Annotated in this window: 11 protein-coding genes; 2 read left to right on the top strand and 9 right to left on the bottom strand. The window is 74.5% G+C overall.

Going from position 1 to position 11,694, the window contains the following annotated elements; all coding sequences use genetic code 11:
- Positions 1–375: 375 nt before the first annotated feature.
- Positions 376–498: a hypothetical protein gene (locus tag BJF86_RS19355; protein ID WP_269087267.1), complete on the top strand. Its 123-nt coding sequence runs from the start codon at positions 376–378 to the stop codon at positions 496–498.
- A 108-nt stretch (positions 499–606) separates the two neighbouring features.
- Here the strand turns inward: BJF86_RS19355 and BJF86_RS07680 are convergent, their stop codons facing one another.
- From BJF86_RS07680 to BJF86_RS07650, 7 genes are all read right to left on the bottom strand, one after another.
- The gene (locus BJF86_RS07680) at positions 607–3,105 is read right to left on the bottom strand and encodes an ABC transporter permease (RefSeq protein ID WP_075817887.1); all 2,499 of its coding nucleotides are present in this window, start codon (positions 3,103–3,105) and stop codon (positions 607–609) included.
- Entirely contained in the window at positions 3,105–3,881 is a 777-nt protein-coding gene (locus BJF86_RS07675) for an ABC transporter ATP-binding protein (protein ID WP_075817885.1), read from the bottom strand. The genes BJF86_RS07680 and BJF86_RS07675 overlap by 1 nt, the downstream gene beginning before the upstream one ends.
- Before the next feature lie 103 nt (positions 3,882–3,984).
- On the bottom strand, positions 3,985–4,692 hold the full coding sequence (locus tag BJF86_RS07670; RefSeq protein WP_075817883.1) for a response regulator transcription factor: 708 nt from the start codon (positions 4,690–4,692) through the stop codon (positions 3,985–3,987).
- Positions 4,689–6,017, bottom strand: coding sequence for a sensor histidine kinase (locus tag BJF86_RS07665; protein WP_075817881.1), 1,329 nt, complete (start codon positions 6,015–6,017; stop codon positions 4,689–4,691). Before BJF86_RS07665 ends, BJF86_RS07670 begins: the two co-directional genes overlap by 4 nt.
- Before the next feature lie 86 nt (positions 6,018–6,103).
- Positions 6,104–7,318, bottom strand: coding sequence for an imidazolonepropionase (gene hutI, locus BJF86_RS07660; protein ID WP_075817879.1), 1,215 nt, complete (start codon positions 7,316–7,318; stop codon positions 6,104–6,106).
- 23 nt (positions 7,319–7,341) lie between these two features.
- A complete protein-coding gene (locus tag BJF86_RS07655; RefSeq protein WP_075817877.1) occupies positions 7,342–8,751 on the bottom strand; it encodes a formimidoylglutamate deiminase in 1,410 nt (469 codons plus the stop codon).
- Complete coding sequence (locus tag BJF86_RS07650; protein WP_237768124.1) at positions 8,748–10,001, bottom strand: allantoate amidohydrolase; 1,254 nt, start codon at positions 9,999–10,001, stop codon at positions 8,748–8,750. Before BJF86_RS07650 ends, BJF86_RS07655 begins: the two co-directional genes overlap by 4 nt.
- Before the next feature lie 121 nt (positions 10,002–10,122).
- On the opposite strand from BJF86_RS07650, the gene BJF86_RS07645 reads away from it, so the two are divergent.
- Positions 10,123–10,590, top strand: coding sequence for an aminoacyl-tRNA deacylase (locus BJF86_RS07645; protein WP_075817875.1), 468 nt, complete (start codon positions 10,123–10,125; stop codon positions 10,588–10,590).
- A gap of 26 nt (positions 10,591–10,616) precedes the next feature.
- Here BJF86_RS07645 and BJF86_RS07640 read toward each other — a convergent pair whose 3' ends face one another.
- The gene (locus tag BJF86_RS07640; protein WP_158068391.1) at positions 10,617–11,159 is read right to left on the bottom strand and encodes a Uma2 family endonuclease; all 543 of its coding nucleotides are present in this window, start codon (positions 11,157–11,159) and stop codon (positions 10,617–10,619) included.
- Between the two features lie 76 nt (positions 11,160–11,235).
- Positions 11,236–11,658, bottom strand: coding sequence for a PPOX class F420-dependent oxidoreductase (locus BJF86_RS07635; RefSeq protein ID WP_075817871.1), 423 nt, complete (start codon positions 11,656–11,658; stop codon positions 11,236–11,238).
- Positions 11,659–11,694: the final 36 nt, after the last annotated feature.

Here is an 11,694-nt window from a genome sequence, read left to right as displayed (position 1 = left end):
CGTGTCCCGCCTCTTGGCGCGCAGGGTGCAGCAGCTCGCCCTGCCGACCCGTCCGCTCGACGTGGCCCGGGGCATGGACAGCCACATCACCGTCCTCACCGACGGGCAGGGGCGGCAGCGCGGTGCCGCCTGGGTGCGGACCCTGCGCTCTACCGGTGAGGTGGTCTCCAGCGGGTGCTACGCCACCCGGTCCCTGCCCGGCAGCGCCCGCCCGAGCGTCCACGTCACCTTCCCGCCCGAGGCCGGCAACGTCCAGGTCTTCCTGGGACCACGCCTGCTGCCCGGCGGGGGTCTGGAGCTCCCTCCCCGGCCGGGCGGTGGGGCCAGGACGGCGCCTGCGTCGTCGTCGACGAACGCGGCACGCACGCCGCCCGGGTGCCGATCCACGAGACCTTCCGGGTCCACGTCGACGACGAGGGCGTCCTGCGCACCGACCACACGCTGCGGATGTGGTCCGCACCGGCCGTCCGGCTGCACTACAAGCTCACCCGGCGCTGATCACGCGCCCGGAAGGCGCGACTGCAGCGGGTATGTCGTGGAATCGCGCTGGCGGGCGGCACAACCCCTGCAGTCGCGCACCCACCCGGACGCGGGTCGCGCCACGTCCTACGTCGTCGCCAACCCTTCCGCCGGGCTGACCCGCGCGGCCCGGCGAGCCGGCAGGACGCTCGCCTGCGCGCCCGCCACGAGGGCGACCCCGAGGATCAGCGCGACCCGCGCCCACGGCACGTCGAGGGTGACCGTGGTGCCCTGCGGCATCAGCGTCTGGATCCCCAGCGCGGCATACCCCACACCCAGGACCAGGCCGAGGCCGGCGCTGACCAGGGCCAGCAGCACGCCCTCGACGGTCAGCATGAGCCGCATCTGCCCCCGCGTGAGGCCGAGCCCGCGCAGCAGGGCGTGCTCGCGGCGTCGCTCGATCACCGACAGCGACAGCGTGTTGGCGATGCCGACGACCGCGATGACCACGGCGACACCGAGCAGCGCCGTCGCGACCAGCACCATGACGTCGAGGATCTGCACGATCTGGGCCCGCAGCCCGGCCGCACCGTCCACGTCGAGGCCGCCCTCGTCGGCGAGGTCCGAGACGGCGTTCATCGTCGCCACCACGTCCGCACCCTCGTCGAGCCGCATGAGCACCGTGCCCTGACCAGCCGTCGGCCCGGCCAGGGCATCCAGGTCGTCCGGGTGCAGGGTGAGGCGACCGCCGCCGACGCCCAGCTCGACGACGCGGAGCTCGCGCTCGCCCCCGGCGCCGGAGACGGTGAGGGTGTCGCCCTCGGCCACCTCGTGGATCGCGAGCTCGAGGTCGCCGAGCCCGATGATGCCCGGCTGCAGGGCGGCGACGAGCTCCTCGCTGCGCAGCACCTGAGCCCCCGCCTCGGCGTCCAGTCCGACCGCCCGGCTCGTGCCCTGGATCTCCCCCAGCCGCAGGTATGCCGTCTCGACCGGCACGGCCGCGCCGATCCCGTCGACCTCGGCGAGCCGCTGCACCACGTCGGGGTCGACCGGCGTGGTGGGCTGCGGCTCGTCCGAGCCGACCTCCGAGCCGACCTCCGGGGCGGCGTCGACGAGCAGGTCCACGGCATACTCCTTGTCGATCTCGCCGAGCGCGGTCCGCTGACCGGTCGCCGCTCCGACCGACGTCATGGTGATAAGGGTGACGCCCACGAGCAGGGCGGCGCTGGTGGACGCGGCGCGGCCCGGGTTGCGCACCGCACCCGAGACCGCGAGGCGACCGGGCACGCCTGCGACGCGGGCGCCGACACCGAGTCCGCGGACGGCCGCCGGGACCACCAGCACGGCCGCGAGCAGGACCCCGGCGAAGGAGACCACCCCTCCCAGCACTCCGAGGACGACCTCGCGCTGCACGGCCCCGAGCACCATGAGGCCGGTCCCGCCGGCCAGGAGCAGCAGCGCCAGGACGACCCGGAGGACAGGGGTGCGGCGACCCCCGGCAGGCTCGTCCAGCGGCCGCAGGGCGGCCAGCGGCGAGACCCGGGTCGCGCGGGCGGCCGGCCACAGCGAGGACAGCACGGTCACGGCGACGCCGACGAGCAGCGGCAGGAGCAGGGAGGTCAGGCCCACCTCGAGCCCGGCGCCGAGCGGGAGGGCCAGGTCGAGGCGACGGGCCAGCGTCAGCAGCCCGGCAGCGAGCCCGATGCCGCCCAGGACGCCGACGACCGAGGCGACGACGCCCAGCAGCACCGCCTCCAGGAGCACCGAGCGCCGGACCTGCGAGCGCGTCGCGCCGACGCACCGCAGCAGGGCCAGCTCCGCGGTGCGCTGGGCCAGCGTGATCGTGAAGGTGTTGGCGATGACGAGCGCCGCGGTCAGCAGTGCCACGCCGCCGAAGCCGACGAGCACCGCGCCCAGCACCGCGGTGCCTCCGGTGAGCCCGGTCACGGCCGCCTGGGCGGCCTCCGGTCCGGTGGTGACCTCCTGCCCGTCGAGGAGCGCGTCCAGGTCGGCTCGCACGGCCTGCGCGTCCGCGCCCTCGGCGAGGTCGAGGACCACCTGTCGGTAGGCGAGCATCGGGTCCAGCTCACCCAGGGTCTGCTCCGAGGCCATGTAGCCCGCGCCATAGGTCAGGGGATGGACCGGGCCCGGGTCGACGACGCCGACGACCCGCACCTCGTGCGCCCCACCCGGGTTGCCCTCCTCGTCCGGGGCGCCCGTGATGGTGGTGGTCTCGCCCTCGGCCAGGGCACCCTCCGCGACAGCAGGGGTGACGACGATCTCCCCCACGTCGTCGGGCAGCTCGCCGGACAGCAGGGTGGCGCCCTCCACCGGGAGCGTCGTGCCCGGGAAGTAGTCCCCGGCCCGCTCGGTGCAGGCCGTGGCGTCGCCGGTCACCCGGTCGACCCCGTCGAGCGCGGACACCTGCTCCACGACGTCCGCCGGCACCAGCTCCTCCTCCCCCGTGACGACGAGGTCCGCCTCGCGCAGCCCGGCCGCGACGGCATCCTCCAGCGCCGCCTGCGAGGTCGCCACGACCACCGTGCTCGTGGTGAGGAAGCCGACGCCGATGACGACGGCGATCGCGGCAGCGACGAGTCGGCGCGTGCGCGAGGCGAGCCCGGCGACCATCCAGCGGGCGCTCATCAGGCCCTCCCGAGGTCGCGCACGGCCACCAGCACGGCGTCCGCGTCCGGGTGGTGCAGCTCTCCGGCGATCTGGCCGTCGGCCAGCATGAGCACCCGGTCGGCGACGGCGGCGGCGGTCGGGTCGTGGGTGACCATGACGACGGTCTGGGCCCACTCGTCCACCGACCGGCGCAGCAGGTCGAGCACCTCGGCTCCCGTGGTGGAGTCGAGGGCACCGGTGGGCTCGTCGGCGAAGATGACGGCCGGCCGGGTCACCAGCGCGCGGGCCAGGGCGACCCGTTGCTGCTGCCCGCCGGAGAGCTGCCCGGGCCGGTGGTCGAGCCGTCCTGCGAGTCCCAGGGCGTCCACGACGGTCTTCTCCCAGGCCGCGTCGGTGTCGCGGCCGGCGAGCTCCAGCGGCAGCCGGAGGTTCTGACGCGCGGTGAGCGCGGGCAGCAGGTTGAACGCCTGGAAGACGAAGCCGACCGAGTCGCGGCGCAGGCGGGTCAGCTGTGCGTCGGACAGCGAGGTGAGCTCGTGCTCGCCGAGGTGGACCCGACCGGACGTGGGGGTGTCCAGCCCCGCGAGCAGGTGCATGAGGGTGGACTTGCCCGAGCCGCTCGGCCCCATGATGGCCGTGAACCGGCCTGCCTCGATGCCGACCGAGACGCGGTCGAGGGCGGTGACGGCGGCCTCGCCGCGTCCGTAGGTCTTGGTGAGGTCGACCGCGCTGGCGGCCATCCGCCGGCCCGGGTGCGCCTCGGCGGCGCTCTGTCGATGTGTCGTGGATGTCATACCGGCGACGCTAGGGAGCGGACGTCGCCCCCGGCGTCAGCCCCAGGTCTCGACCTGCGCCCCCGTCCCTCCGCCCCAGGTATGACCGAGCGTCGCCCGGTGGCTATTCGGGGCGGCCGACGAGGCCCGTCTCGTAGGCCGTGATGACCATCTGCACCCGGTCGCGGAGCGACAGCTTGGCCAGGACCCGCCCGATGTGCGTCTTGACCGTCGCCTCGGCGAGGTAGAGCTCGGCGGCGATCTCGGTGTTGGTCAACCCTCGCCCGACGGACTCGAGCACCTCGCGCTCCCGCTCGGTCAACGACTCCAGCCGGGCCGCGGCCGCGCGGCGGCTCGCCGCCCCCTCCTGCTCACCCTGGGCGTCCGGGAGGTCCGGCACGAAGCGCTCGAGCAGGCGACGGGTCGTCGACGGCGCCATCGCGGCGTCACCCTGGTGCACCGCCCGGATCGCCGCCAGCAGCTCGGCCGGTCCCGCGTCCTTGAGCAGGAAGCCGGAGGCCCCCGCGCGCAGGGCCGCGAAGACGTACTCGTCCAGGTCGAAGGTGGTCAGCACCAGGACCTTGAGCGTCCGGTCGGCCGGGGCGTCCGTCAGCAGGCGCCGGGTGGTCTCGACCCCGTCCATCCGCGGCATCCGGATGTCCATGAGCACGACGTCCGGCCGGGTCTGCGCGATGGCCTCGAGGGCGCTGACGCCGTCCCCCGCCTCCCCGACGACCGTCATGTCGTCCTGCGCGTCGAGGACCATGCGGAACCCGGCTCGCATCAGCTCCTGGTCGTCGACGAGGAAGAGTCGGGTGGGGGCATCGGTCATCGGTCGTCTCCTGGGGTAGGCACTCGGTCCGGCACCGCAGCGGTGCCGGGTCGTTCCGTGGTCGTGGTGTCAGATGGCGTGAGCGGGAAGGTCGCGACCATCTCCCAGCCGCGCTGCCGTCGCGGCCCGGCGTGGACGGTGCCGCCGAGCACCTCGACGCGCTCGCGCATCCCGTGCAGCCCGTTGCCCTCGCCGTCGGGGGTCTGCCCGTCCGACCCGCGGCCGTCGTCGGTGACCCGGATCATCAGCACCCCGGGCGCGCGCAGGACGTCGACGTCGACCGCGGCGTCCGGACCGGCGTGCTTCATGGCGTTGGTCAGGGCCTCCTGGACGACGCGGTAGGCCGCCAGGTCGGCCTCGGTCGACAGTCCGTCCACCTCGCCGCGGACGTGCATGGAGACGTCGACCCCCGAGGCGCGCACCCGCTGCACCAGGTCGTCCAGGTGCGCCAGTCCCTGCAGCGGCGCATACTCCGGGTCCGACCCGGGGTCGCGCAGCACCCCCACCAGGCGCCGGGTGTCCGCCAGCGACGCCCTCGCGGTCTCGGCCAAGGTCTCCAGCGTCGTGGCGGCCTGCTCCAGCGCGGCCCGCTGCCGGTCCTGATCAGACGCCTCGCCGGTGCCGCCCGAGAGCGCCTGCCGCGCGGCATAGAGACCGCCGTCCGCCTGCACCACCACGACCGCGAGCGAGTGTGCCACCACGTCGTGCATCTCCCGCGCGATCGTGGCGCGCTCGTCCTGGGCCGCGAGCCGGGCACGCTGCGCCTGGTCGCGAGCGAGCGCACGGTTCTGCTCCTGCAGCCGGGAGACCACCTCGCGGCGTCGCCGCATGACGTCCCCCAGGGCCCAGGCCACCCCGACGAAGCAGGCCATGAAGACGGCCTGCACCGCGGCGATGGCGAGGAAGTAGCCCACCCCGTCGTAGAGCGACGCCGCCCAGTCCAGCGCTGCCACCACAGCACCGAGCAGACCGAGCGCGAGCACGAGGCGGGAGTCGCGCCGGGTGCCGAACGCCGCAGCGCTGTAGACCGCGATGAGCACGGCCAGGTTCGCGGGCATCGGGGTGTCCATGAAGACCACCTGCAGGGCGCAGCCACCGGCCACGACCAGCGCCACCGGAAGCGGACGCCTGCGCCGCCACAGCAGCGGCACGATCTGCAGCACGCTCAGCACGAGATAGGCCGGGCTGCCCAGCCCGGCGCCGAGGAAGAGCAGGAAGAACAGCAGCACACCCACGAGCGCGGCGTCGGGCAGCCAGGGCACGTCACGCGCCCGGCGCCACGCGTCCGCAGCTCGCTGGCGGGGTCCCTGCACCGTCTGGTCCACGGTCCGACACTAGGCGCTGCGGCAGCCGGCCCGCGTCATACCGCGGTCGCCCTTCACGTCCCCCCGTGGTCTGACGTCGGGACTGCTCAGACCTCCAGGGCACGCACGATCGGCACCCCGACGCGGTAGGGGATGTGCAGCACGCTGGGCGCGTCGACCACGGCGAGATCGGCGCGTCGGCCCACGCGGATGCGGCCGACGTCGTCCCGGCGCAACGCGCGCGCCCCGCCGACGGTGGCGGCCCGCACCGCCTCGGCGGGCGTCATCCCCATCTCCCGGACCGCGAGCGCGATCATCAGCGGCATCGAGGAGGAGTGGCAGGTGCCGGGATTGCAGTCGGTCGCCAGGGCGACGTCGACGCCCGCGTCGAGGAGCTGGCGGGCGTCCGGGTAGGGCTGCCGGGTGGAGAACTCCACGCCGGGCAGCAGGGTCGCCACGGTGTCGCTCCCGACCAGCGCGTCGACGTCCTCGTCGGCGAGGAAGGTGCAGTGGTCGACGCTGGCGGCGCCGAGCTCGACCGCGAGCCGCACGCCCGGGCCGTGCGACAGCTGGTTGCCGTGGACCCGCAGCTCCAGGCCGGCGTCCCGACCCGCCTCGAGCACGCGCCGGCTCTCCTCGCCGTCGAAGGCGTGCGCGCTCGCCGGCTCGCAGAAGACGTCGATCCAGCGGGCATACGGCGCGCAGGCGGCGAGCATCTCGCCGCAGACGAGGTCGAGGTATGCCTCCCGCCCGCCGTCCTCCCTCCGGTCCGGCGGCACGACGTGGGCGCCGAGGAAGGTCGTCTCCGGCGTGACCTCGCGCGCCAGTCGCAGCGCCCGCACCTCGTGCTCGACGTCGAGCCCGTAGCCGCTCTTGATCTCCACCGTCGTGGTGCCCTGGGAGCGCATCTCGGCGACGCGCCGGGCGAGCAGGTCGCGCAGCTCGGCGTCCCCGGCCTCGCGGGTCGCCGCCATCGTCACCGCGATGCCGCCGCCGTCGTAAGGCTGCCCGGTCATCCTGGCGGCGAACTCGGCCGAGCGGTCGCCGGCGAAGACGAGGTGGGCGTGGCTGTCGACGAAGCCGGGCAGGACCGCCTTGCCGCCGAGGTCGATCGCCCAGTCCGCGGCCGGTGCCTGCTCGGCCGGGCCGATCCACTCCACGACGGGCGCCGAGTCCTCGCCGCCGCCACCGAGGACGACGGCGGCGTCGCGGACGACACCGAGGCCGCGGGTGAGCGCCGCCTCCTCCGAGGTGGCTGCTCGCTCCTCCTGACCGTCGTCGCAGGTGGACAGCTCGCTGATGCCGGTGATGAGCATGCTCATGGGTCGATCCTCTCGTGCCGCGATCAGTCGGTCGGTGCGACCAGCGGGTGGATGGCCTCGGACAGCAGGCGCCCGACGTCGCCCAGCCGGTGGCGCCCGTCCTGCACGACCACCCGCCCGTCGACGACGACCGTGTCGACATCGGCCGAGGTCGCCGCGAGGACGACCTGACCGGGGTCGGTGCCGGCGGTGCGGACGGTGTCGTCGCGCACGGCGACGAGGTCGGCCCGCGCGCCGACCTCGATGCGCCCGGCGTCCGGCCAGCCGATGCTGTCGTGCGCGGTGGCCGCCGCCAGCAGGTCGACGGGCGTGAACCTACCCCGCTCGAGGCTGTCGAGCCGCTCGTGCATCTCCAGGGCCCGGGCCTCCTCCAGCAGGTCGATGACCGCGTGCTGGTCCGAGCCGAGGGACAGTCGCGCCCCGGCGTCGCGCAGGGCGCGGGCGGGACCGATCCCGTCGGCGAGGTCGCGCTCGGTGGTGGGGCAGAAGCAGGCATACGACCGGTGCCGGCCGAGCAGCGCGACGTCCTCGTCGGTGAGGTGGGTGGCGTGCACCGCGCTGAGGTCCGGCCCGAGCACGCCCTCGGCCTCGAGCAGACCGGTGGGGGTGAGCCCGTGCGCGGCGAGGCACACGTCGTTCTCCGCGGGCTGCTCCGAGAGGTGCACGTGCACCGGCCGCCCGCCCTCCCCGCGACCGGACGTGGGGGGTGTTGACAGAGGCGCTGTCCGGTCGAGGGTCGCGGGCGCGGTGCGCGCCCACGAAGCCACGGTCGCGAGCTGGTCGCGGGGCACGGCGCGCACCGAGTGGATCGCGGCACCGACCCGCAGGTGCGCGGGCCCGCCGTCGGTGTGGTCGCGCAGGTCGTCCACGCGCAGCGCCCAGGTCCGTGCGTCGCCGTCGCCGAAGCGCAGCTGCGCGCCCTCCAGCTCCCGGTGACCGGCGCCGTCGAGACCGCCGACGAGGTAGCAGGTGTCCAGCAGCGTCAGCCGGATCCCGACGTCGGCGGCGGCCTGCACCAGCGCCTTCCCCATGACGTTGGGGTCCATGTAGCGCTTCCCGCCGGGCCCGTGGTGGAGGTAGTGGAACTCCCCGACCGCCGTGATCCCGGCGAGCGCCATCTCGGCGTAGGTCGCGCGCGCCAGGGCGAGGTAGCGGTCCGGGTCGAGCCGGGCTGCGACGGCATACATCGTCTCGCGCCAGGACCAGAACGTGCCGCCCCCGTGGTGCGTCCGACCCCGGAGCGCGCGGTGGAAGGCGTGGCTGTGGGCGTTGGCCAGGCCGGGCAGGACGACGCCGGGCAGCCGGTGGTCCCCGTCCTGCGGCGGTATGCCCGTCTCCACCCCGGTGATCCGGCCGTCCTGGACCGTGATGCGGACGTCGGCGGCGACGCCGGTCGGCAGGTGCGCGTGCCGCGCGTGGAAGGCGGTGCTCACGGCTGCTCGCTCACAAGGTCGGTCACGCACGCCGCGAGCGCCTCGACGCCGGCGTGGCAGTCGGCGGCCTCGGCGTGCTCGGCGGGGCTGTGCGAGACGCCGGTCGGGTTGCGCACGAAGAGCATCGCGGTGGGTATGCCCGCTCCCGCGAGGATGCCCGCGTCGTGCCCCGCCCCGGTGCCGAGCACGGGCACGCTGAGCTCGTCCGCGCTGCCGAGGACTCGGCGCAGCCGGTCGGCCAGCGCCCCGTCGAAGCGGGTGGTCGGCGTCCAGGACTCGCGGGTGAGGCTGGCACCGTGCCGCCCCGCCCGCTCCTCGAGCTCGGCGACGAGCGCCTCCACCTGGTCCTCCTCCGGTCCTCGCGCGTCCAGCCACCCCGTGACGTGGGAGGGGATGGCGTTGACGCCGCCCGGGGTGACCGCCACCTTGCCGACGGTGGCGACGCAGCCCCGCTCGGCGGCGCCCGCGCGGGCCGCCAGCACGAGGTCGGCATAGCCGAGCATCGCGTCCCGGCGGTCCTCCAGCCGGGTGGTCCCGGCGTGGTTGGCCTCGCCGGGGACGTCGAAGCGCCAGCGGCCGTGCGGCCAGATGTCGCTCGCCACCGCGACCGGTGCGTCGAGGTCGACCAGCGCCCGGCCCTGCTCGACGTGCAGCTCGACGAAGGCGCCGACGCGCGCCAACGTCTCCTCGTCCCGCCCCAGGTCGGCCGGGTCGCGGCCCACCGCGGCGAGCGCCTCGGCATACCTCACGCCGTCGGAGTCGGTCAGCGCCCGGGCCCGGTCTGCGTCGAGCGCGCCGGTGAGCACCCGCGACCCGGCGCAGGCGATCCCGAAGCGCGCGCCCTCCTCGTCCACGAAGTTCGCCACCGCGACCGGCCGGGTGGGCGCGACCCCCTCGCTGCGCAGCAGGTCGAGGGCCGCGAACGAGCTGACCACCCCCAGCGGCCCGTCGAAGGCGCCGCCGTCGGGCACGGAGTCCAGGTGCGAGCCGACGACGAGACCGGTATGCCCAGCCCGCACCGCGTCATCGACGGTGCCGGGGCCGTCCCACCACCAGGCCCACTGGTTGCCGACCCGGTCCTCGACCAGATCGAGCCCGCGTGCGGCCGCCTCCTGGGCGAACCACTCCCGCAGCATCGCGTCCTCGCGGGTCCAGGCGAACCGGCGGTAGCCGCCGCTGCCGACCCGGCCCACCGGGTCGAGGTCGGCCCACATGCGGTCGAAGGCGGCAAGGGCGGCTGCGGTGCTCACGGTCCCGACCCTAGGTGTCCGGCGGCGGGCGCTGACAGTGCCGAGCTGTCGTCGTCGTCTCGGATATCAGACACGACAGGACCCAGATGCCATCGCGCGCGCGGGGCATACCCTCGGTCCCATGAGCGAGGAACGCGCCCTGGCCGCGCTGGAGGCGGCTCGGCTCGAGTATGCCGTCACCCGCCACGGCCGGGTCGGGAGCCTGCAGGAGGCGGCCCAGGTGCGTGGCGTCGAGCCGCGCGACATCGTCAAGACCCTGGTGGTGCGGCGCGGGGAGGAGGACTACCTCTTCGTGCTCGTGCCGGGCGACCGGGAGATCGCCTGGCCCAAGCTCCGGTCGCTGCTCGGCGTCAACAGGCTCTCCATGCCGGACGCCGGGACGGCCAAGGAGGCGACCGGCTACGAGCGCGGCACGATCACGCCCTTCGGCTCGACCAACGCCTGGCCCGTCGTCGCCGACGCCAGCCTCGCCGGTGAGCAAGGACGCCAGATCTCGCTCGGGGCGGGCGCGCACGGCGTCGCGGTGACCCTCGACGCAGAGGCCGCGCTGACGGCTCTCGGCGCGCAGGTGGCGGACGTCACCGACTGACCGGCCGGCGGCACACCCGCTGCGGATCAGCGGGTGAGGTCGGAGAGCCGGAAGGACACCTCGAAGGGGTCGGTCACGCGGAACGCCGCGTCGCCCATGACGACCTCGCCGGACTCGTAGGCGTCGCCCACCAGCCGGTAGACCCGGATGCCCGGCGCCTCCGGGTCCACCACCCAGTAGTGCGGGCAGCCGAAGCGGGCGAGCACGTGCGGCTTCGCGACGAGGTCGGTCCGGCGGCTCGACGGCGACAGGATCTCGACGGCGAGGACCGGTGGGGCCTCGACCTGTCCGCCCTGGCGGATCTCCCGGGGGATCACCATGAGGTCGGGCTGGATCATGCTGCGCTCGCCGGCCCGCAGGTCCAGCGGTGCGGCCAGCACCCGCAGGTGGGGCGGACAGGCTGCGTGGAGCAGGACGTGCAGCTCGCTGCTGACGGCCTGGTGGATGATGCTCGGACCGGGAGACACGACCAGCTCACCCTCGATGAGCTGGATCGTCATGTCGTCCCGCTGCTCGCGGTAGGCATACAGGTCCTCGACCGTGTAGATGCCGACCTCGGTCATGCTCATGCTCTCCATCGTGCCCCTCCCCCGTCATGACGTCCAGCATGCTCGCCCGGGACGGTGCGCGACGGCCGTCCACAGGTCAGCCGGGCACGACCCCCGGGGTGACGAGCACGACGGTGTCGCCGTAGCGCAGGTCCTTGCCCCGCTGCGAGAGCTTGCCGACCAGCCGGAAGACCCGTGTCTGCCAGCCGTACTTCGCCCGGACCGCGGCCTGCACCTCGTCGAAGTCCTGGCCGCCCTGCACCATCTCGGCGGTCGACTCGACCGGCTCGGTGCCCGGCTTAGGCGTCCCGGTCCGACCGCACGGCTGCACCGTGACCCGCGAGGTATGCCGGAGCCGCTTCGTCTTGCCGGTGCCCATCGTCGTGTAGAACCCGACCCGCTCGCCGTCGCGCAGCGGCACCACCCACACCGGTGTCGGCACCGGCTCGCCGTTGCGGCGGAAGGTCGTGAACGAGATGAACTCCTCGGCACCGAGGTGCTGCACTGCGACGTTGCCCATGCGCCGAACGTACCGGCGGGTAGCGTCCCTCGCGTC

The organism is Serinicoccus sp. CNJ-927 (assembly GCF_001942435.1).
GTDB lineage: Bacteria > Actinomycetota > Actinomycetes > Actinomycetales > Dermatophilaceae > Ornithinicoccus > Ornithinicoccus marinus.
This window is presented reverse-complemented; position numbering and strand designations above follow the sequence as displayed.